General features: G+C 66.2%; 22 protein-coding genes. 11 read left to right on the top strand and 11 right to left on the bottom strand.

Annotated features, from left to right (window positions below; all coding sequences use genetic code 11):
* Positions 1-72: 72 nt before the first annotated feature.
* From CTR55_RS07560 to CTR55_RS07545, 4 genes are all read left to right on the top strand, one after another.
* Entirely contained in the window at positions 73-1,452 is a 1,380-nt protein-coding gene (locus tag CTR55_RS07560) for an L-serine ammonia-lyase (protein ID WP_296285301.1), read from the top strand.
* A gap of 344 nt (positions 1,453-1,796) precedes the next feature.
* Positions 1,797-3,407, top strand: coding sequence for an FMN-binding glutamate synthase family protein (locus tag CTR55_RS07555; protein WP_296285300.1), 1,611 nt, complete (start codon positions 1,797-1,799; stop codon positions 3,405-3,407).
* 109 nt (positions 3,408-3,516) lie between these two features.
* Positions 3,517-4,353 (top strand): AraC family transcriptional regulator, encoded by an 837-nt coding sequence (locus tag CTR55_RS07550; protein ID WP_296285299.1) that lies wholly within the window; start codon positions 3,517-3,519, stop codon positions 4,351-4,353.
* Between the two features lie 52 nt (positions 4,354-4,405).
* Positions 4,406-5,014 carry a LysE family translocator gene (locus tag CTR55_RS07545; RefSeq protein ID WP_296285298.1) on the top strand — a complete coding sequence of 203 codons (609 nt, stop codon included), beginning with the start codon at positions 4,406-4,408 and terminating at the stop codon, positions 5,012-5,014.
* Positions 5,015-5,017: 3 nt separating this feature from the next.
* Here the strand turns inward: CTR55_RS07545 and CTR55_RS07540 are convergent, their stop codons facing one another.
* The gene (locus CTR55_RS07540; RefSeq protein ID WP_296286484.1) at positions 5,018-5,926 is read right to left on the bottom strand and encodes a LysR substrate-binding domain-containing protein; all 909 of its coding nucleotides are present in this window, start codon (positions 5,924-5,926) and stop codon (positions 5,018-5,020) included.
* 118 nt (positions 5,927-6,044) lie between these two features.
* Here CTR55_RS07540 and CTR55_RS07535 point away from each other — a divergent pair, with 118 nt between their 5' ends.
* Positions 6,045-7,802 carry an amidohydrolase gene (locus CTR55_RS07535; protein WP_296285297.1) on the top strand — a complete coding sequence of 586 codons (1,758 nt, stop codon included), beginning with the start codon at positions 6,045-6,047 and terminating at the stop codon, positions 7,800-7,802.
* 150 nt (positions 7,803-7,952) lie between these two features.
* On the top strand, positions 7,953-8,696 hold the full coding sequence (locus CTR55_RS07530; protein WP_296285296.1) for a TorF family putative porin: 744 nt from the start codon (positions 7,953-7,955) through the stop codon (positions 8,694-8,696).
* Here the strand turns inward: CTR55_RS07530 and CTR55_RS07525 are convergent.
* The 7 genes from CTR55_RS07525 to CTR55_RS07495 form a co-directional block, all read right to left on the bottom strand.
* Positions 8,693-9,085, bottom strand: coding sequence for a DoxX-like family protein (locus CTR55_RS07525; protein WP_296285295.1), 393 nt, complete (start codon positions 9,083-9,085; stop codon positions 8,693-8,695). The two genes, CTR55_RS07530 and CTR55_RS07525, sit on opposite strands and share 4 nt — an antisense overlap.
* Entirely contained in the window at positions 9,078-9,506 is a 429-nt protein-coding gene (locus CTR55_RS07520; RefSeq protein ID WP_296285294.1) for a thiol-disulfide oxidoreductase DCC family protein, read from the bottom strand. The genes CTR55_RS07525 and CTR55_RS07520 overlap by 8 nt, the downstream gene beginning before the upstream one ends.
* Positions 9,507-9,575: 69 nt before the next feature.
* The gene (locus CTR55_RS07515) at positions 9,576-10,031 is read right to left on the bottom strand and encodes a DUF3237 domain-containing protein (protein ID WP_296285293.1); all 456 of its coding nucleotides are present in this window, start codon (positions 10,029-10,031) and stop codon (positions 9,576-9,578) included.
* Positions 10,032-10,100: 69 nt separating this feature from the next.
* On the bottom strand, positions 10,101-10,922 hold the full coding sequence (locus CTR55_RS07510) for a class I SAM-dependent methyltransferase (RefSeq protein ID WP_296285292.1): 822 nt from the start codon (positions 10,920-10,922) through the stop codon (positions 10,101-10,103).
* Between the two features lies 1 nt (position 10,923).
* A complete protein-coding gene (locus CTR55_RS07505) occupies positions 10,924-11,295 on the bottom strand; it encodes a nuclear transport factor 2 family protein (RefSeq protein ID WP_296285291.1) in 372 nt (123 codons plus the stop codon).
* Positions 11,296-11,385: 90 nt separating this feature from the next.
* Positions 11,386-12,210 (bottom strand): aldo/keto reductase, encoded by an 825-nt coding sequence (locus CTR55_RS07500; protein ID WP_296285290.1) that lies wholly within the window; start codon positions 12,208-12,210, stop codon positions 11,386-11,388.
* A gap of 100 nt (positions 12,211-12,310) precedes the next feature.
* Positions 12,311-12,739: a VOC family protein gene (locus CTR55_RS07495; protein WP_296285289.1), complete on the bottom strand. Its 429-nt coding sequence runs from the start codon at positions 12,737-12,739 to the stop codon at positions 12,311-12,313.
* Between the two features lie 171 nt (positions 12,740-12,910).
* Here CTR55_RS07495 and CTR55_RS07490 point away from each other — a divergent pair, with 171 nt between their 5' ends.
* Positions 12,911-13,279: a cupin domain-containing protein gene (locus CTR55_RS07490; protein WP_296285288.1), complete on the top strand. Its 369-nt coding sequence runs from the start codon at positions 12,911-12,913 to the stop codon at positions 13,277-13,279.
* 11 nt (positions 13,280-13,290) lie between these two features.
* Here CTR55_RS07490 and CTR55_RS07485 read toward each other — a convergent pair whose 3' ends face one another.
* Complete coding sequence (locus CTR55_RS07485) at positions 13,291-13,617, bottom strand: helix-turn-helix transcriptional regulator (protein WP_296285287.1); 327 nt, start codon at positions 13,615-13,617, stop codon at positions 13,291-13,293.
* Positions 13,601-13,855, bottom strand: coding sequence for a type II toxin-antitoxin system RelE/ParE family toxin (locus CTR55_RS07480; RefSeq protein ID WP_296285286.1), 255 nt, complete (start codon positions 13,853-13,855; stop codon positions 13,601-13,603). Before CTR55_RS07480 ends, CTR55_RS07485 begins: the two co-directional genes overlap by 17 nt.
* Before the next feature lie 284 nt (positions 13,856-14,139).
* Here CTR55_RS07480 and CTR55_RS07475 point away from each other — a divergent pair, with 284 nt between their 5' ends.
* Positions 14,140-14,439, top strand: coding sequence for a DUF3303 family protein (locus CTR55_RS07475; RefSeq protein WP_296285285.1), 300 nt, complete (start codon positions 14,140-14,142; stop codon positions 14,437-14,439).
* Here CTR55_RS07475 and CTR55_RS07470 read toward each other — a convergent pair.
* Positions 14,429-15,394, bottom strand: a complete 966-nt coding sequence (locus CTR55_RS07470; RefSeq protein WP_296285284.1) for a GlxA family transcriptional regulator — start codon at positions 15,392-15,394, stop codon at positions 14,429-14,431. The genes CTR55_RS07475 and CTR55_RS07470 overlap by 11 nt on opposite strands.
* Before the next feature lie 142 nt (positions 15,395-15,536).
* On the opposite strand from CTR55_RS07470, the gene CTR55_RS07465 reads away from it, so the two are divergent.
* The 3 genes from CTR55_RS07465 to CTR55_RS07455 all read left to right on the top strand — a co-directional run bounded on the left by CTR55_RS07465 (position 15,537) and on the right by CTR55_RS07455 (position 18,830).
* Positions 15,537-16,085 (top strand): cysteine hydrolase family protein, encoded by a 549-nt coding sequence (locus tag CTR55_RS07465; protein WP_296285283.1) that lies wholly within the window; start codon positions 15,537-15,539, stop codon positions 16,083-16,085.
* Between the two features lie 216 nt (positions 16,086-16,301).
* Positions 16,302-16,898, top strand: a complete 597-nt coding sequence (locus tag CTR55_RS07460) for a LemA family protein (RefSeq protein WP_296285282.1) — start codon at positions 16,302-16,304, stop codon at positions 16,896-16,898.
* 21 nt (positions 16,899-16,919) lie between these two features.
* A complete protein-coding gene (locus tag CTR55_RS07455) occupies positions 16,920-18,830 on the top strand; it encodes a M48 family metallopeptidase (protein WP_296285281.1) in 1,911 nt (636 codons plus the stop codon).
* The last annotated feature ends 56 nt before the right edge of the window (positions 18,831-18,886 follow it).

Genomic DNA, 18,886 nt, shown 5'->3' with positions numbered 1-18,886 from the left:
CGCCCAGCCGTCGAGCGGCCGGTGAGCATTCGCGGCCGCGCGGGTCCATGCTGGAGGACAGGAGGAAACCCCATGAGCCTCAGCGTCTTCGACATGTTCAAGCCCGGCGTCGGGCCATCCAGCTCCCACACCGTCGGGCCGATGCGCGCCACCCGCGAGTTTGCCGACCGCCTGCGCGACGACGATCTGCTGCCGCGCACCAGCACCGTGGAGGTCCACCTCTACGGTTCCCTCAGCGCCACCGGCAAGGGCCACGCCACTGACCGCGCCTGCCTGATCGGTCTGCTCGGCATCGACCCGGCCGAAGCCGACCCCGCCGCCCTCGCCCCACAAGTGGACGACATCCTGCTGCGCCATCGTCTGCGACTGGGCGGCGTGCAGGAGATCGACTTCGACCCGGCGCGCCAACTGGTCTTCCACGACGACAGCCTGCCGGCCCACCCCAACGGCCTGCACCTGCGGGCGTTGGACGACAACGGCGAGCTGCTGGCCGAGCGCGTCTGTTATTCGGTCGGCGGCGGCTTCGTGGTAGATGCAGCGGACTTCAACACCGACCGCGCCCTGCCGGGCAGCCCCATGCCCTACCCCTTCCACAGCGCCGAGGAACTGCTGCGTCTGTGCCACGAGCAGGGCTTCCGGCGCATCAGCGACCTGATGTGGGCCAACGAACGCACGCTGCGCAGTGACGCGGAAATCCACGCGGGCCTTGCGCATATCTGGGAAGAAATGCAGGCCTGCGTGAACCGAGGCCTGGAAACCGAAGGCACGCTGCCTGGCGGCCTCAAGGTGCGACGCCGCGCGCCCATGTTGTTCCGCCGGCTCAATGAAGCGGACAGTGGCAATCTGATCGCCACCACCCTCGGCGCTCTGGATTGGGTCGACCTCTGGGCGCTGGCCGTGAACGAGGAAAACGCCGCCGGTGGACGCGTCGTCACAGCACCCACCAATGGCGCCGCCGGCATAGTCCCGGCGGTGCTGCACTACTACGCGCGCTACGACGGCAATGCCAACGCCGACGGCATCGAACGCTACCTGCTGACCGCCGCCGCCATCGGCATCCTGTGCAAGCTCAACGCCTCCATCTCCGGCGCCGAAGTCGGCTGCCAGGGGGAAGTCGGCTCGGCCTGCGCCATGGCTGCCGGCGGCCTGGCGGAAGTCCTTGGTGGCAGCCTGGAACAGGTGGAGAACGCCGCCGAGATCGGCCTGGAGCATAACCTCGGCCTGACCTGCGACCCAGTGGCCGGGCTGGTCCAGGTGCCCTGCATCGAACGCAACGCCATGGCCTCGCTCAAGGCCATCAATGCCGCCCAGCTCGCCCTGCGCGGTGATGGCCAGCACCTGGTTTCGTTGGACAAGGCCATCGACACCCTGCGCGATACCGGGCGCGACATGATGGACAAGTACAAGGAGACGGCGAAGGGCGGGCTGGCGGTCAATGTGATTGCCTGCTAGCTGGAGCGAATGCAGGTTCGCGAGCAAGGACCAGGCGTCCCCCTCGGTCCTACGAAGAGCGCACCACAGTCAGGCCTGTAGGAGCGAGCTTGCTCGCGAACATCCCAGACACGAGATTCCTTGCACCGCCCGAAACAAGCTTTCTCAGCCCCCGGGAAAATCGTTAGCTAGCTTTCTTTTCATCCCGCTTCGGGCTACCGTCGATGCCCACCACCACTAGAAAATCTTCCGAAAGTCCGCCGCATTGACGTTCGCCCGGGCACGTTCGCGCAATGCCTGCCATGCTCTGTGGCGGCCCTTTTGGCCAACCTTACCGTGATCGAAGCCCGACGACTGGAGACTCCATGAACCTGTCGCTGTTAAGTCGCTATGCCTTTTTCGCCGCCTGCGTCCTGTTCACCGTGTTCAGCCTGCCCTTCCTCGGGCATGACTGGGTGTGGCCCTTCACCCTGCTGACCTTTGCCCTGAGCGTGCTCGGGGTCCTCGACCTGCAGCAGGAGCGCCACGCCGTCAGGCGCAACTACCCGATCCTGGGCAACATCCGCTACCTGGTGGAAGCCATCCGCCCGGAAATCCGCCAGTACCTGCTCGAAGGCGACCAGGAGGCCCTGCCCTTCTCCCGCGCCCAGCGCGCCCTGGTTTACTCGCGGGCGAAGAACGAAACCGCCGACAAACCCTTCGGCACCCTGATCGATGTCTACCAGTCGGGCTTCGAGTTCATCGCCCACTCCATCCGCCCGGCGCCGGTGGCCGACCCCTGCACTTTCCGCGTCAGCGTCGGCGGCCCGGCGTGCCAGCAGCCCTACTCCATCTCGGTGTTCAACATCTCGGCGATGAGCTTCGGCTCGCTCAGCGCCAACGCCATCCGCGCGCTGAACAAGGGCGCCAAGCTGGGCGGTTTCATCCATGACACCGGCGAGGGCAGCATCAGCCCCTACCACCGCGAATACGGCGGCGACCTGACCTGGGAACTGGGCAGCGGCTACTTCGGCTGCCGCAACGACGACGGCACCTTCAGCCCCGAGCGCTTCGCCAAGCAGGCGGTCGACCCGCAGGTGAAGATGATCGAGATCAAGCTCAGCCAGGGCGCCAAGCCCGGCCACGGCGGCATCCTGCCCAAGCACAAGGTGACCCCGGAAATCGCCGCCACCCGTGGCGTGCCCATGGGCCAGGACTGCATCTCGCCCTCCTCCCACAGCGCCTTCGACTCGCCCCACGGTTTGCTCGACTTCATCGTCCAACTGCGCGAGCTTTCCGGCGGCAAGCCGGTGGGCTTCAAGCTGTGCATCGGCCACCCGTGGGAATTCATGGGCATCGCCAAGGCCATGCATGAGACCGGCATCCTCCCCGACTTCATCGTCGTCGACGGCAAGGAAGGCGGCACCGGCGCCGCGCCCCTGGAGTTCACCGACCACATGGGCCTGCCGATGCGCGAGGGCCTGCTGTTCGTGCACAACACCCTGGTCGGGCTGGGCCTGCGCGACAAGATCCGCATCGGCGCCAGCGGCAAGATCGTCAGCGCCTTCGACATTGCCAGCGTACTGGCCATGGGCGCCGACTGGGCCAACTCGGCACGCGGCTTCATGTTCGCCATCGGCTGCATCCAGAGCCAGAGTTGCCACACCAACAAATGCCCCACCGGCGTGGCCACCCAGGACCCGCTGCGCCAGCGCGCCCTGGTGGTGCCGGACAAGGCCGAGCGCGTCTACCACTTCCACCGCAACACGCTCAAAGGCCTGGCCGAGATGATCGCCGCCGCCGGCATCCAGCACCCGTCGCAGCTGGAAGCCAAGCACCTGGTGCGGCGCATCTCGGCCACCGAGATTCGTCTGTTCTCGCACCTGCACTACTTCCTCAAACCCGGTGAACTGCTCTCGGGCAACATCGAGGGCGAGTTCTACGAGCGCATGTGGCGCATGGCGCGCAGCGACAGCTTCGAGGCCGCCGCCAGCTGACCCTCCCCCGGATCGTGCGGCCATCGGCTCGATGGCTGCACGAATCTTCCAGACAGCCACCCCACGCGCGTTATGCTGGCCGACCGGGCAAGCGGTGCGGAGGCGGCCCATGCACAAAGACAACTGGATCGACCTGCTGCAGGACGCCGACACCGGCATCCAGAGCCTGCGCGCGCACTTCAAGGGCCACGCCTACGACCCGCACTGGCACGACAGCTACCTGATCGGCTACACCGAATCCGGTGTGCAGCAGTTCCGCAGCCGCAACCAGCGCTACGTCAGCACCACCGGCCAGGTGTTCTTCCTCGAGCCCGGCGACATCCACGACGGCGAAGCGCCCACCGAAGGCGGCTTCACCTACCGCACCCTGTACCTCGACGCACCCTGGCTGGAACGCGAGATCGGCACCCTCTTCGAAGAGGCACCCGGCAACTGCCAACTGGCCGTGCCCGAGTTGCTGATCGACGACCCGCGACTGGCGAGACGCATCGACAACGCCTTCCAGGCGGTGCACGGCAACGACCTGAAGATCGTCCGCCAGAGCGCCATCGACGACCTGCTCGACGGCATGACCCGCCACCTGCACTGGCGCCAGCGCAGCACCACGCCAGTACACCTGCCGCTGGTGGCGCAGCGTGCGCGGGACTACCTGCACGCCAACCTGACCGCCGACATCGGCCTCGATGACCTGGCCCAGGCCTGCGGCTGCGATCGCTTCCGCCTGACCCGCGCGTTCAAGCAGGCCTTCGGCCTGCCGCCCCACGCCTACCTGATCCAGCTGCGCCTGGCCCGCGCGCGGCAGTTGCTCGGTCGCGGCCTGGCACCGGCGGATATCGCCGCCGACCTTGGCTTCGCCGACCAGAGCCACCTCGGCCGCTGGTTTCGCCGCGCCTATGGGGTAACGCCCGCCTACTACCGCAAGCGTTGCTCAAAGCTTCCAGACTGAGCCTGCCGCGCTGGCGAAGATGGGCTCCCACGGATTCACCGGAGTTCCCGCCATGCACCTCTCGCAGCTCGGCCAATGGCTGCCCTTCCTCCTCTTCGCCTTCGTCGCCTCGATCACGCCCGGCCCGACCAACCTGCTGATCTTCAGCAACAGCGCGCGCTTCGGCTGGAGTGCCGCGTTGCCGATCATGTTCGGCGGCTGTGCTGCCGCCGCCGCGCTGGTGCTGGCCGTAGGCAGCGGGCTGGGCGAAGTGCTGACCAGCCTGCCGCGCTTACAGCAGGCGATGAGCGTAGTCGGCGTGCTCTGGCTGAGTTGGCTGGCGTGGCAGATCTTCCGCAGCCCGCCAACCGACCTTGCGCGCGATACCGACGCCGCACGCCTGGGCGCGCTCGGCGCCGCCGCACTGCAACTGGTCAACCCCAAGACCTGGATGATGGCGCTGGCGGTGATCAGCGTGTACGCCGGGCACGGCGTCGATCGGCTGGACCGCGTGCAACTGCTGTCGCTGCTGTTCTTCCTCGTGTCGATTCCCTGCACAGCGGTCTGGGCTGGCCTGGGAATCGGCAGCCAACGCCTGCTCTCGCCCCGGCAGCTGCAGCGGCTCAACCAGTTGATGGCGCTCCTGCTGCTGGTGTCAGCTTGGGCCGGGGCGTTGCTCTAGCCCTTAAAGGATGCCGTCGCGCCGCAGGTAGTCGCGCAGATGCTCGATGAACGCGTGGATCTTGCGCGTCGCCCGGCGGTTGCTCGGGTACACCGCGAGAATCTGCGCGCCGAAGGTGTCCGGCTCGAAGAAGAAACTATCCAGTACCGTCACCAGCCGTCCGCTGCGCAAATGCTCCAGCACACTCCAGCGCGGGCACGGCAGCAGGCCGTGTCCGGCCAGGCAGGCGGTGAGCAGCACGGCCTGGTTGTCGCTGTTCAGGCGGCCGTTGCGCGCAGTGGAGAAGCGCTCGCCCTCCACATCGAACCACCAGCGGTCGTCCAGCGCCGGGTGGCGGTAGACCAGGCAGTCGTGGTCGACGATCTCGCTGGGGTGCCGGGGCGTGCCGCGCCGCGCCAGGTAAGCCGGTGCTGCGCAGAGGGCGATCCGGCTCTCGGCCAGCGGTTGGGCGATCAGCCCTGGCAGGTCGCTGTTGCCCATGCGCAGGGCGAGGTCGTAGCGGCCGTCGAGCAAGTCGAGGTAGCTGTCGGAGAGGTCCACCTGCAAGCGCACGTCCGGGTGCAGATCGAGGAATTCGGCGCAGGCCTGGTCGAGGAACACCGGGCCGACGATCAGCGGCCCGGTGATGCGCAGCACGCCGCGCAGGCTGTGCTGCAGCTGGGCGATTTCCTCGGTGGTTTCGCGCATCCGCGCCAGCACCTCGCGGGCGCCATCGAGGTAGAGCTGGCCGGCTTCGGTGAGCGACATGCTGCGCGTGGTGCGTTCGAACAGCCGCGCGCCGACCTCGATTTCCAGCTGTCCGACCGCCTTGGTCACCGCCGAGGGCGTCTTGCCCAGTTGTTCAGCGGCGCGGCTGAAACTGCCGGTCTCGGCGCTGGCGACGAACATTGCCAGGCTGCTGAATCTGTCCATCGTCATTCGTGCCAATCCTTCACAAGTGTTATGCCCGTTCGCGACTTCCACGACTTCCGTCACGCCGTTAGCCTGCGCCGCAGACCAACAATAATCCATCGAAAAGCAAGGGGAAGTCATGCACGGCATGCTCAAGGGCGCGCTGGCGCTCGCCATCGCACTCGGCACTTTTGAAGCTCAGGCACAGGACGCAGACCTGGTCCTGTACAACGCCAAGGTCTTCACCGCCGAGCCAGGCCAGCCGCTGCAGCAGGCCGTCGCGGTCGCCGACGGCAAGGTTCTGCAGGTGGGCTCCAACGAGGACATCCGCAAGCTCGCCGGCAAAGACAGCAAGCAGGTCGACCTGGGCGGCAAGGTGCTGATGCCCGGTTTCATCGACAGCCACTCGCACTCCATCTTCGGCGGCCTGGAGCTGATCTCTGCCAGCCTGCAGGATGAAGAGATGGACCTCGACGCCTTCGTCACCCGCCTGAAGCAGGACCGCGATAGCGGCAAGGCGAAAAACGGTGACGTCGTGGTGATGAACGGCATGAACTCCAGCTACTGGTCCAAGGCCGACGGCCTGGCCCAGCGCCTGAACCACGGCGAATGGGCGAAGGTGCCGGTGATCCTGATCGGCAGCGACCACCACACCGCCTGGGCCAACACCGCCATGCTCAAGCGTGCCAAGCTCGACGCCAAGCGCGTACGCGGACTCAGCGCGCTGGAACAGGGCAACATCACCCACGACAAGAACTTCAACCCCACGGGCTTCCTGGTGGACTCGGGCTTCGACCTGGTGGCCGCGACCCTGCCTGCCGCCAGCACCCAGACCATGGACCGCGCCGGCCGCGCCGCGGTGAAGTTCAACAACAGCCTCGGCATCACCGCCTGGATGGACCCGGCCGCCAACGGCGCGCCCGGCGAGGCAGTGTTCAACATCAAGCCCACCGAGAAGAGCGTCGGCGTATTGCCGGTGTACCGCGACCTGGCTCGTGACGGTGAACTCACCGCCCACGTCGCCGCGCTGCAGGTGGTCAACCCCAGGAGCACTCCGGCCGATCTTGACGTCATCGAGAAGGTCCGCCAGCAGTTCCAGGGCATTCCCAACCTGACGCTGCCGGGCATCAAGGTGTTCGCCGACGGCGTGATCGAGTTCCCGGCCCAGTCCGCCGCCCTGCTGGAGGACTACAAGAACAGCCACAAGCCGGGCGAACTGCTGATCGATCCGAAGCATTTCGGCGAGCTGGTCAGCGCCGCCGATGCCCGTGGCTGGCTGGTGCATATCCACGCCATCGGCGACCGCGCGGTGCGTGAATCGCTCAATGGCATCGAGCAGGCGCGCAAGGACCGCCAGAGCGGTGTCGCCCACTCGATCACCCACCTGCAGCTGGTCACTGCGCAGGATTACCCGCGCTTCAAGCAACTGGGCGTGATCGCCTCGATGCAGCTGGACTGGGCCACCGCGGAAACCTACACGGAAGAGCTGGTGAAGCCCTACATCGCCGACGACGCCTACCGCGGCATGTACCCGGCGAAGTCGCTGCTGGACAACGGCGCCACCATCGCCGGCGCCAGCGACTGGCCGGTGTCCACGCCGGACCCGATGAAAGCCATCTACCAGGCCATCACCCGCAAGGGCGAGATGGGTGTGCTCAACGCCGCGCAAGGCGTCGACCGCGAAACCATGTTCTACGCCTACACCCGCAACGCCGCGCAGGCCATCGGCCTGGATAAGCAGATCGGCAGCCTGGCTCCAGGCAAGCAGGCCGACATGGTCGTGCTCGACCGCGACGTGTTCAACGTATCCAACGAGCAACTGGCGGAAGCCCGCGTGCTCCGCACCCTCTTCGAAGGTCGCGAAGTCTACCGCGCCGACGACGTGCCGGCTCTGTAAGGAGCCGGGCTCCTGCGCCGGGGCCGAACACCCCGGCGCCTTACCCGCCAGCCCAGCCCTTGCCGCCACTTCCCGAGTCGACCGGGAGGGCCGGTGCTGTGCGGGATTTTTCGACTGCCCCACAGACAATCACAACAAAGGGACATCCGCATGAACCGCCCGCAATGGCTCCTCGGCGCACTGCTCGCCTGCGCACCGCTCACTCAAACCCAGGCCGTGGAGCTCAACGAAGACTTCCTCCTGCAGATCGACACTGCGCTGGTCAGCGACTATCGCACCCGCGGCATCTCGCAGACCCAGGGCGACCCGGCCGCCCAGTTCGGCCTCACGCTGCAGCACATCAGCGGCCTGTACGCAGGCGCCTGGACCTCCAACGTCGACTACGGCTACGACACCAACACCCGCCAGGAAGTGGACTACTACGCCGGCTGGTACTGGCAGGCCAACGACGACGTGGCCCTGGACCTCGGCTACGTCAAGTACGCCTACCCCAAGTCCAGCGAGTTCAACCAGAGCGACGTGTACGCCATCCTCTACGCCTACGGCTTCGAGGCAGCGGTCTACTACGGCAACGACTACCCCAACTACTTCGGCGAGAAGAACAGCAACCTCTACAGCTACCTGGCCTACAACGCCGAGCTGCCGGCCGAATTCAAACTGCGCACGCGCTTTGGCCACAACGACGCCAAGGACCCGCTCTATCTCTCCGGCAGCGGCGACACGCGCGACAGCTACAACGAGTGGGAGGTCAAGTTGAGCCATGAGCTGGTGGGGCTGGACTGGTCGCTGAGCTATATCGACACCGACCTTTCGCAGAATGAATGCTTCAACAACAACGGTTACAAGGACGTCTGCACCGCCACTGTGGTGGCCGGCGTGTCGAAGACCTTCTAACGCACGGCGTTCGAGTGGGGCGGCCGCGCGCCCCGCTCGCCCTGCAGGGCAATCAGGCACAGCGCCAGCGCGGCAACATTGGTCGTGACCGGGTTGAAAGCGCCCAGCAGCAACGCCGGCGAGAACAACGCCACGTCCACCAGCAGGGCCACCAGGGCCGCGGCGGCAATCCTCAACGGCCACTGGCTGCGGCGCAGCAACAGAATGCACAGCGCCAGGACGATTTCGGCAGCGCCGGCAGCCTGGGCAATGCGCAGGGTCGAGAGTGGCCAGTCGTGGGCCTCGATCATCCGGACTTCGTCGGGGCTGAGGAACAGCAGCTTGGGCACCAGGCCGTGGTAGAGGAACACCACGCCCAGCGTCAGGCGCGCGATGGACGCACTAGTCATTGCCGAGGAAACGCCCACGGTACTGCGGCGACGGCACCAGGCAGATAGCCTCGCGGCCGAACAGACGATAGCGGTTCAGCGCGATGCGGTCGTAGCCCCAGTCGCGCAGCGGCCGGGGAATCAGCCAGAGCACACGCAGCCAGTTCCACGGCGCCGGCAACTGGCCGATCACCCGCAGAAAGGCGTCGCTGCGCTCGGCACCTTCGCAGCCATCGACGTAGAGCATGGTGTCGAAGTATTCGGTGGGCAGGCCGAACCAGTCGAGGATCGCCTGGCCCTCGGCGGACTGCACACTGCACAGCTTGATTCGACGGTCCCGGTCGTGCCGCAGAAGGAAGCGGCTCCAGCCGTTGCACAGGCGGCAGGTGCCGTCGAACAGCACCACCTTGTCATCGGGCTGCATATGCGGGGGCAGAGCCATCGGGTCATCTCCTGGTCCCTGACGCTTCAACTGTGCCCGCCGTGTGTGACAAGTCTTGCTGTTCATCGCTCATCCATTGGCAAGTGAGTACAAACGGTATTCGACCCAGCCCGGCCCCAGCCGGCCCTCGCCCACCGCCAGTTGGTGATTGAGCCAGCGGTAGCGATCGTCGCCCACTTCGAAGCGCGGCTGGATCATGAAATAGGTGTCGCCGAATTCGGTGCTGTCGCCCCGCGAAACAGCGTTGATGATGCGGGGGTTAGCCACCAGCAAGCCGTTGTGCTGCATGAGGATTCGCGCACCATCGTCAGTGCGCAGCACCAGCCGCACTTCCAGGTGCCAGCCGCCATCGCTGTCCACCAGGATCCAGTCGCCGCCGCCGGGCAGTACCTCACCACTCAGTCGCTGGCCCTTGAAAGTGCCGCCGCCGGCCGCCGAGATCAGTCGCTGGCCCTGCGGCACACGGCCGATTTCCAGCGGCACGCTGGCCTTCACGTTCATTTCCATCAACGGCTCGAGCTTCATCGCCAGCTCCTGAACAAGGTCGTCGTAGACGCATCAGTAAAGCAGCCGGGGCGCGGTGCGGCCATCTGCTCAGGATGACGGGCCGAAGCGATAGCGCAGCAGACGGCCCATGCGGCGCATCGCCGGAATGGCCAGGGTGATCTCGTAGAGCAGGCGCATGCCCAGGGACAGCCGCGCGATCTGCCCGCGGTCGTAGGCAGCAACGGCATCGACAAAACGCAGGGCCGGCACCCGCTGTTCCAGCTCCTGCGGTTCATCGATGCCCCAATGCAGCACGGCGCCGGTGCGGCGGATCATCGGGTTCCATTGCAGCAGACGGATACCCAGGCGACTGTAGCCGTCGAACAACAGCTCACCCTGGCCGAAGTGCGCCGTCAGCGCGCCCAGCAGGCGGAATACCTCGTCGGTTTCCACATAAGGCAGCACGCCCTCGGCGATCATCAGCAACGGCTGCCCGCTCGGTACGGTGCGCCACCAGTCCGGCGCGGTCAGCGAAGAAGCCAGCAAGTGGCAGTTCTCCCGTTCCGGATACAGGCGCTCGCGCAACGCGATCACCTGGGGGAAGTCCACCTCGAACCACTGCACGGTGGAGGGCGGATCGATGCGAAAGACCCGGCTGTCCAGCCCGCAGCCCAGTTGCAGGACCACGCAGGTCGGATACTGCGCAAGGAAATCGCGCACCCAGTCGTCGAACAGCTTGGCGCGCAGGGCGATACCCACCTGCTCGGCGCGGCCGATGTGCAGGCGGGCGAAGTCGTAGTCGATCTGCTCCACGGCATGCTGTGCGAAGTGGTCGTGCAGCAGGCTGTCCACCAGCTCGCTTTCCCTCGCCTTGGCGTAGAGGGTGATCAGCAGGGTTTCCGGTGTACCGTGCAGGGCAATGCGTTCCACGTCATTCGTGCAGGTAGTAGAGCTTGTTGACGATCTGCCAGCCGTTGCCGCTACGCAGCAGCGCAAGGTAGTCAGTGAAGCGCATGCCAAGGAACTCGTCGGTGACCTTGGCCACCGCGCTGTCGCCCGTGATGTCCAGCGACTTCAGCTCCCACGCTGGCGGTGCACCTTCGGCGGGCGGCGACTCGGCCTTGATGGCGCCGATGAACTCGTCCAGCGACGCCCACTCCAGCGCGCCGTGGTAGTTGCCAATGATCTTGCAGGACGGATGGAACGCCAGGCGCAGCCGCGACTCGTCACCGAAGGTCATGCCCTCGACGTAGTCCTTCAGCACGCGGTTGATGGCGGCGCTGTCCGCCGTGTAGTTGCTCATCGCTGCAGCCCTCTCCGGTCGGTGACCATGGGGCAAGGCTAGCACCGCGCTCCGGCTGCGCCCTGGCGAGCGACGACTGGGGCTCGGGCTTCAGACCACCGCCAGATGCCGCTTGCGGGTCGGCGGCGGGAAGGCGGCGTCCAGTGTTTCGAGGTCCTCGGGCGTCAGGCGCAGTTGCAGCGCGGCGGCGTTGTCGCGCACATGCAGCGGCTCCACGGCCTTGGGGATGGCGATCACGCCCGGCTGGTGGATCAGCCACGCCAGGGCCACGCGTGCCGGGGTGGCGTCGTGGCGACCAGCAATCTCGGCCAGCACGCGATGACGCAACAGGCTGCCGCCCTGCCCCACCGGGCAGTAGGCCATCAGCGGCATGCGTGCTTCCTGGCACCAGGGCAGCAAGTCCCACTCGATACCGCGCTCCTCCAGGCTGTACTGCACCTGGTTGGTGGCGCACGCCGGTTCGTTCAGTTCCTGCATATCGTCGAGGTCGAAGTTCGACACGCCCCAGCGCTTGATCTTGCCCGCCTCGCGCAGACGCTCGAACGCCTCGACGGTTTCCGCAAGCTCGTACTGGCCACGCCAGTGCAGCAGGTAGAGGTCCAGGCAGTCGGTGCGCAGGCGTTTGAGGCTGCGCTCGCAGGCTTCGGGAATGCCGCGCCGGCTGGCGTTGTGCGGGTAGACCTTGCTGACCAGGAAGACCTGGTCGCGCAGCCCGGCCAGTGCTTCACCGACTACCTCTTCCGAGCCGCCCTCACCGTACATCTCGGCGGTGTCGATCAAGGTCAGGCCGCGCTCGATGCCTTCGCGCAAAGCTGCAACTTCGCGGCTGCGCTGGGAACGATCCTCGCCCATGCGCCAGGTACCCTGGCCAATGGCGGGCACGGCAGTGCCGTCGGCAAATACCACAGTGTTCATCTCGTGCTCCTTGTCGAAGGGTTGGAGGTCACGGGGCCGGCCGCCCATCGGGGCAGCGGGCTGGACAGGGTAGCGCAGTCGACGGGATTGCGTGTGGGGATCAGTGCCAGGGATCGTAGGTGCCGAAGCTCCAGATATGCCCTTCCGGATCGCGACAGGTGAAGCCCTGGCCGCCGTAGTCCTCGTCCTTGATGTCGATGACGATCTGCGCGCCGCCATCCACTGCCGCGCGGTACAGCGCGTCGGCATCCTTCACCACCACGTAGATGCTCTGGGTGCAGCCACCGATCTCGTCGGGCTGGCGCATCAGCCGGCCGTACTCGTTGTCGTGCAGCGAGCCGAGCATCAGCAGCCCGCTGCCGTCGGCCAGGGCCAGTTGCGCATGGGCGATGCCGCCGTGGTCATCGGCGACCACCAGCTGGCGCTGGAAGCCAAAGGTCGCGCACAGCCAGTCGATGGCCTGGGGCGCATCGCGGTAGCGCAGGCAGGGGATGACGCTGGGGCGAGTGGTGGGAACAGGCGTGGACATGGCGATCTCCGGGGCAGCGGGCGCGATGTTCTGAGCATAGTCGCCCGCGTTTCGCTCCCCGGTGCTACACGGCGACCAGCAGCAACAGCGACACCGAAGCGCAAGTTCCTGCAAGACCGTTGACCAGGTTGGCCGTAGTTTCAACCGACCCATTCCAAGGAGAAAAACACCGTGACTCAACGCCAACCGATCAACCTGCAGGACAAACTCGGCCGCCTCAGCGAAACCTGGCAGCCGCGGGTGATCGCCGAGATGAACGACTACCAGTTCAAGGTGGTGAAGTTGCACGGCGACTTCGTCTGGCACAGCCACGCCGACACCGACGAGACCTTCATCGTGCTGGACGGTGAACTGCGCATCGACTTCCGCGACGGCCCGTTAACGCTGCGCGCTGGCGAACTGTACGTGGTGCCCCGTGGCGTAGAGCACAAGCCGTATGCCGAGCACGAGGTGCAGGTGATGCTGATCGAGCCGCGCGGCGTGTTGAACACCGGGGATGAGGGCGGTGAGCGCACGGCGGAGAATGATCGCTGGGTGTGACCGTTCCTTGCTCAGATATCCAGCAGGTCGACGTGAATTCCCAGTGCCTTTGCGACCTTCTCCCGCGTGGGTTTGCGCGGCCGCGTCGCGGCTTCCTGCTGGGCATAGGCGGACTGGCTGATGCCAATGCGCTCGGCCACTTCAGCCTGGGTCAGCCCCAGGTGCCTGCGCCAGGCGCCGACGGCGGTCAGCCCTTCCTTGACCATGAAACCAACCACCTCGTTGGGGACCAGGTCCTCCTTCGGGTGGGTGGCGATGTACTCGGCGTAGGGGATGACCACGAAGGCCGGTACACCATCCGGCCCGTTGATGATCTGCACGCTAGTACGTGTGCTCATCGCGCTTGCTGACCTCTTCGATATTCACGATGCGGATGCCGCCATCCCAGTCGAACAGCACCCGGTATTTGCCCACACGCAGGCGGTAGCCATAGGTGTGGTTGACCAGTCTTTTCACATTCTGGACGTTCGGCATCCGCGCCAGCTCCTGCACGGCGTCGTAGATCACCGGCTGATCCGCCCTATTGAGCCTGCCGAGCTGTTTCACGGCCTTTCGGGTCCAGTTGATCCGGTTCATGACTGCCTCGCTGGGGAGGCAGGAATATAAGCCTTTCGATAAGCATATTAACGCAAGTGCAACGGTTATGGGACCACGTTCCCAGACGCTGACCGTCGATCACCTGCCCTGGCGACCGCCGATCAGCGGCCGCTCCCGCTTCGCTGGTTGCTGCTATGCCTGTCGGAAGAACGCCGCTCCCAGCCGAAGGCTGTCACGCCTGGGATACACAGGCGCGGTTCAGGCGGCGTTGCCGGTTCGGGTCCGCGCATCATCACAGCCCGGAGTCGGGCCGGAGGTGCGACATGCTCTATCTGGTGAGTTGGACTATCCCCATGGAAAACCGCGATGCCGCCATCGAGCGGTTCCTCAGGACTGGCGCGCAGCCCCACGACAAGGTGCAACTGCGCGGCCGCTGGCACGCTGTCGGGCACATGCTCGGCTTCGGGTTGGCCGAAGCCGAGAGCCCCATCGAAATACAACGCTGGATGATGCAGTGGAACGACCTGCTGGATATGCAGGTTCACCCGGCTCTGACTGACAGTGACCTGGCGCCGCTCATGATGGAGCTCATGCAGCAACGCAACGACGCGCTCAATCGCTGAAGGCGTTTGCTCCGGTCTTGGCGCCGAAGCGCTTGCGGTAGTCGCTCGGCGCCATCCCGGTGATCTTGCGGAAGGTGCTGCGGAACGAGCCGGGATCGAGGTAGCCGACCGTGTAGGCGATGTGGTCCACCGTGCCGTTGGTGAACTCCAGCAGCTCGCGCGCCTTGCCTACCCGCAGGTGCTGGCAGTACTCGGTGGGCTTGAGCCCGGTGGCCGCGCGGAAGCGGCGCAGGAAGGTGCGCTCCTCCAGCCCGGCCTGGGCGGCCATGGCAGCGAGGCTGACGTCCACCGCACCATTGCCCTGCAGCCAGTGCTGCACTTTGAGGATGGCCGCGTCGCCATGCCCCAGCAGCGGTGCGAAGTTGCTGCCGCATTGCTGGGCGCTGTCGCTGTGTTCGACCACCAGGAAACGTGCGGTGCGGTTGGCGATGCTCGGCCCGAGCAAGCGGTCGACAATGCGCAGGCCGAGGTCCGACCAGGCCATCAGCCCAGCGGAGGTGATCAGGTCGCCGTCGTCCACCATCGGCTTGTGCGCTTCCAGCCGCACACGCGGGAAGCGTTTGCCGAAGGCCTCGGCGCCGCTCCAGTGGGCGGTGGCACTGCGCCCGTCGAGCAACCCGGCCTCGGCCACCAGCAGGCCGCCGATGCACACCGAGCCGACAATGGCGCCCTCGCCGTGGCGCGCGGCGAGCCAGTCAGTGAGGTTGCGCAGCGGCGCGGCATCCGGCAGGCCGAACAGCGACGGCGGGACCAGCACCGCGACCAGCCGGCTTTCGGCATCAGGATGCGTATCAAAGATGCGCTGCGGCTCGCCGCCGCCTTCGCCAGACCAGTGGCTGACGCGCAGCGCTGGCAGCTGCTGCGCGGCTTCTTCGCCAGCGATGCGCTCGGCCACCGCGAACAGATCGGTCAGCCCATGCAACGCCGCCGCTTGCACGCCGGGATAGATCAGCAATGCGATCTCGACGACGCGCCTTTGCCCAGTTGTCACTTTAGCCCCCGTTATTGTCGTTCCGACTGATCCCCGGTTTTCGCCCGGCGCCCCATACTGGTTCCACTTCCCCACATCACCTCCCCACACGAAGAGGACTTCGGACATGGCCAAGCAAGCGCTCATCCTAGTGGATATCCAGAACGACTACTTCCCTTCCGGCAAGTGGCCGCTGGTCGGCATCGAAACCGCCGCCGACCAGGCCGCCAAGGTGCTCGCCGCGTTCCGCGAGCGCGGTGACCTGGTGGTGCATGTGCGCCACGAATTCGAAAGCGCCGACGCCCCGTTCTTCGCTCCCGGCAGCGACGGCGCGAAGATCCACGGCAAGGTCGCCAACCTGCCCGGCGAGCCGGTGGTGCTCAAGCACTTCGTCAACTCCTTCCGCGACACCGACCTGAAGGCCATCCTCGACCAGCACGGCGTGGAATCGCTGGTGGTGGTCGGCCACATGAGCCACATGTGCGTGGATGGCGCAGTACGCGCCGCTGCCGACTTCGGCTACCCGGTGACCGTGCTGCACGACGCGTGCGCCACCCTGGACCTGGAGTTCAACGGCGTGAAGGTTCCGGCAGCGCAGGTGCATGCGTCCTACATGGCCTCCCTGGCTTTCGCCTATGCCGAGGTGGTGTCCACCGCCGAGTACCTGAACCGCTGATCCGGGGCGCTCCCACAAGGAAATCTGACGCTGGGCGATACCTGTAGGAGCGAGCTTGCTCGCGAACCGCTTGATGCCGAAGGTGCCAGGCGGGTTCGCGAGCAAGCTCGCTCCTACAACAGCGGTCAGTTCTACGTTTCGAGGAAAAGGATGAGGCCCGTTTTGCTGGCTTTCCGCTATGATCGACGCTCGATCGCCTGCCGATAAGGACATCCCATGAGCGTTTCTTCGATCATCACCCTCGCCATCATCGCTGGTGTCATCTTCCTGCTGATCAGCGTATTCAACCGCCTGGTCGCGCTACGCAACCGCTACCAGAACGCCTTCGCGCAGATCGAAGTGCAGCTCAAGCGCCGCTACGACCTGATCCCCAACCTGGTGGAAACCGCCAAGGCCTACCTCAAGCACGAGCGCGAGACCCTGGAAGCGGTGATCGCCGCGCGTAACGCTGCAGTCGCCGGCCTGAAGGCCGCTTCCGAGCAACCCGGCGACGCCGGCCGCATGGCGCAACTGGCCGCTGCCGAGAATGCCCTGGGCGGCGCCATGGGCCGCCTGAACGTGACCCTGGAAGCCTACCCGGACCTCAAAGCCTCGCAGAATCTGCAGCAAGTCAGCGAGGAGCTGTCGAGCACCGAGAACAAGGTCGCCTTCGCCCGCCAGGCCTACAACGACGCGGTGATGGAGTACAACACCTACCGCCAGTCGTTCCCCGCCAACTTCCTGGCCGCCACCTACGGCCACAGCAAGGACGCCAGCCTGCTGGAGTTCGAGGACAGCAAGGCCATTCAGGCCGCGCCGAAAGTCGCCTTCTAAAACCTCGGCGCAGGACGCGCGATGAACTTCTTCGAACACCAGGACCGCGCCCGCAAGCAGACCGGACGCCTGGTCCTGCTGCTGAGCGTCGCGGTGGTCTGCCTGGTCACCATCACCAGCTTCGCCCTGGGCTGGCTCTGGCGGCACCTGGGTGAGCCGGCGCTGCACCTGACTTCGCGCGCGTCCCTGCCCGACCCGGAGCTGTACCTGTCGGTGGCCGCCGTGATCGTCGGCGTAGTCGTGCTCGGCGCGCTGTACAAGCAGGTGCAACTGAGCGCCGGCGGCAAGGTAGTGGCCGAGAACCTCGGCGGCCGTTTGCTCAACCTCAGCGCCAGCAACGCCGACGAGCGCCGCCTGCTCAATGTCGTCGAGGAAATGGCCCTGGCCTCCGGCTCGCCGGTGCCGCCGGTGTATGTGCTGGAAGACAGCTCGATCAATGCCTTCGCCGCCGGCCTGACGCCGCGCGATGCGGTGATCGGCATTACCCGTGGCGCCATCGAGCAACTCGACCGCAACGAGCTGCAGGGTGTGATCGCCCACGAATTCAGCCACATCCACCACGGCGACATGCTGCTCAACACGCGGCTGACCGCCCTGCTCCACGGCATGCTCCTGCTCGGTTTGATCGGCGGGATGCTGCTGCGCGGCTGGAGCGAAACCAGCAGCGGCATCCGCGTCAGCAGCCGGAGCAGCAGCAACGACAAGAACGGCGGCGGCAGTGTGGTGCTGCTGGTGATCGGCGCCGGCGTGGTGCTCTACGTGCTGGGCTACGTCGGCACCTTCTTCGGCCAGTTGATCAAAGCCTCGGTCAGCCGCCAGCGCGAGTACCTGGCCGACGCCTCGGCGGTGCAGTTCACCCGCGATCCCTCGACCATCGCCGGCGCGCTCAAGAAGATCGGTAGCAACCCGCTGGGCGCCCTGCTCAGCGCGCCGCGCGCGGCCGAGTTCAGCCACCTGTACTTCGGCGACGGCGTGGGCAGCAGCTGGTTCGACACCCACCCGCCGCTGAAGGATCGCATCCGCCGCGTCGATCCGGGCTGGGACGGCCGCTACCCGAAGTTAGAGCCGCGTCTGGACGTGGCGCTGATGAACCAGGACGCCTGGACCGCCGCCGTCACCGGCCAGCCTTACCAGCCCAGCGCCGTGGAAGTGGCCGTGGCCGCCGTGGGCGCACCGACTGCCGCTCACCTGCTGGAAGCGCGCAGCACCCTGCAGCGCCTGGACGAACGCCTGCAACGCGCCGCCCATGACAGCGAAGGCGCCGAGGCACTGATCTACGGCCTGCTGCTGGACAGCGAACCCGGCCTGCGCGCGCGCCAACTGGAAGAGATCAAGAAGCGCCTGAACCTGAGCCTGGCGCTGCAACTGGACCTGCTGGAAGAGTGGCTGCTGCGGCTCGACCCCGGCCAGCGCCTGCCGCTGCTGGACCTGGCGATGCCGGCGCTCAAGCAACGGGACGCCCCGGCCTTCCTCGCCCTGCGCGAGAACATGGCGCTGCTGATCAAGCTGGATGGCAAGGTGAAGCTGCTGGAGTGGACCCTGCTGCGCATCGTCGAGCGCAACCTGCGGCCGGGCAGCGGGAGGATCGGCCATGTGGCGCTGGCGGAGCTTTCCGAAGCATCCGCGACGCTGCTGGCCTTCCTCGCCCGTGTCGGTGAAGCCAGCGAGATGGAAACCGCACAGGCGTTCGCCGATGCCTGGAGCGGCCTGCCCTTCGCGCCTCGTCCGTTGCCGGCGGAAGGCAGCCTGCGTGACCTGGAAGGCGCCCTGAAGAAGCTCGAGCAACTGCGCCCGCTGCAGAAGCCGCAACTGCTCAAGGCGCTGGCTCGCTGCATCGAACACGACGGGCGCATCAGTACCGGCGAGGCGGAGCTGATGCGCGCGGTGGCGGATATCCTGGACTGCCCGATGCCGCCGTTGCTGGGGGCCTGACGCGCTCCCGATTCAATCTGTAAGAGCAAGGGGCGCCATCGTTTTTGCTCGCGAAC

The sequence above is a fragment of the Pseudomonas sp. genome (genome assembly GCF_002796985.1).
Taxonomy (GTDB): Bacteria; Pseudomonadota; Gammaproteobacteria; order Pseudomonadales; family Pseudomonadaceae; genus Pseudomonas.
Note: the sequence above shows the minus strand (reverse complement) of the source record. Positions and strands in the feature narration are given on the sequence as shown.

Excerpts from the sequence above, each read along its gene's own strand:
- CTR55_RS07560 (WP_296285301.1), top strand. The coding sequence starts at position 73 with ATGAGCCTCAGCGTCTTCGACATGTTCAAGCCCGGCGTCGGGCCATCC.
- CTR55_RS07555 (WP_296285300.1), top strand. The coding sequence starts at position 1,797 with ATGAACCTGTCGCTGTTAAGTCGCTATGCCTTTTTCGCCGCCTGCGTC.
- CTR55_RS07550 (WP_296285299.1), top strand. The coding sequence starts at position 3,517 with ATGCACAAAGACAACTGGATCGACCTGCTGCAGGACGCCGACACCGGC.
- CTR55_RS07545 (WP_296285298.1), top strand. The coding sequence starts at position 4,406 with ATGCACCTCTCGCAGCTCGGCCAATGGCTGCCCTTCCTCCTCTTCGCC.
- CTR55_RS07540 (WP_296286484.1), bottom strand. The coding sequence starts at position 5,926 with ATGGACAGATTCAGCAGCCTGGCAATGTTCGTCGCCAGCGCCGAGACC.
- CTR55_RS07535 (WP_296285297.1), top strand. The coding sequence starts at position 6,045 with ATGCACGGCATGCTCAAGGGCGCGCTGGCGCTCGCCATCGCACTCGGC.
- CTR55_RS07530 (WP_296285296.1), top strand. The coding sequence starts at position 7,953 with ATGAACCGCCCGCAATGGCTCCTCGGCGCACTGCTCGCCTGCGCACCG.
- CTR55_RS07525 (WP_296285295.1), bottom strand. The coding sequence starts at position 9,085 with ATGACTAGTGCGTCCATCGCGCGCCTGACGCTGGGCGTGGTGTTCCTC.
- CTR55_RS07520 (WP_296285294.1), bottom strand. The coding sequence starts at position 9,506 with ATGGCTCTGCCCCCGCATATGCAGCCCGATGACAAGGTGGTGCTGTTC.
- CTR55_RS07515 (WP_296285293.1), bottom strand. The coding sequence starts at position 10,031 with ATGAAGCTCGAGCCGTTGATGGAAATGAACGTGAAGGCCAGCGTGCCG.
- CTR55_RS07505 (WP_296285291.1), bottom strand. The coding sequence starts at position 11,295 with ATGAGCAACTACACGGCGGACAGCGCCGCCATCAACCGCGTGCTGAAG.
- CTR55_RS07500 (WP_296285290.1), bottom strand. The coding sequence starts at position 12,210 with ATGAACACTGTGGTATTTGCCGACGGCACTGCCGTGCCCGCCATTGGC.
- CTR55_RS07495 (WP_296285289.1), bottom strand. The coding sequence starts at position 12,739 with ATGTCCACGCCTGTTCCCACCACTCGCCCCAGCGTCATCCCCTGCCTG.
- CTR55_RS07485 (WP_296285287.1), bottom strand. The coding sequence starts at position 13,617 with ATGAGCACACGTACTAGCGTGCAGATCATCAACGGGCCGGATGGTGTA.
- CTR55_RS07480 (WP_296285286.1), bottom strand. The coding sequence starts at position 13,855 with ATGAACCGGATCAACTGGACCCGAAAGGCCGTGAAACAGCTCGGCAGG.
- CTR55_RS07475 (WP_296285285.1), top strand. The coding sequence starts at position 14,140 with ATGCTCTATCTGGTGAGTTGGACTATCCCCATGGAAAACCGCGATGCC.
- CTR55_RS07465 (WP_296285283.1), top strand. The coding sequence starts at position 15,537 with ATGGCCAAGCAAGCGCTCATCCTAGTGGATATCCAGAACGACTACTTC.
- CTR55_RS07460 (WP_296285282.1), top strand. The coding sequence starts at position 16,302 with ATGAGCGTTTCTTCGATCATCACCCTCGCCATCATCGCTGGTGTCATC.
- CTR55_RS07455 (WP_296285281.1), top strand. The coding sequence starts at position 16,920 with ATGAACTTCTTCGAACACCAGGACCGCGCCCGCAAGCAGACCGGACGC.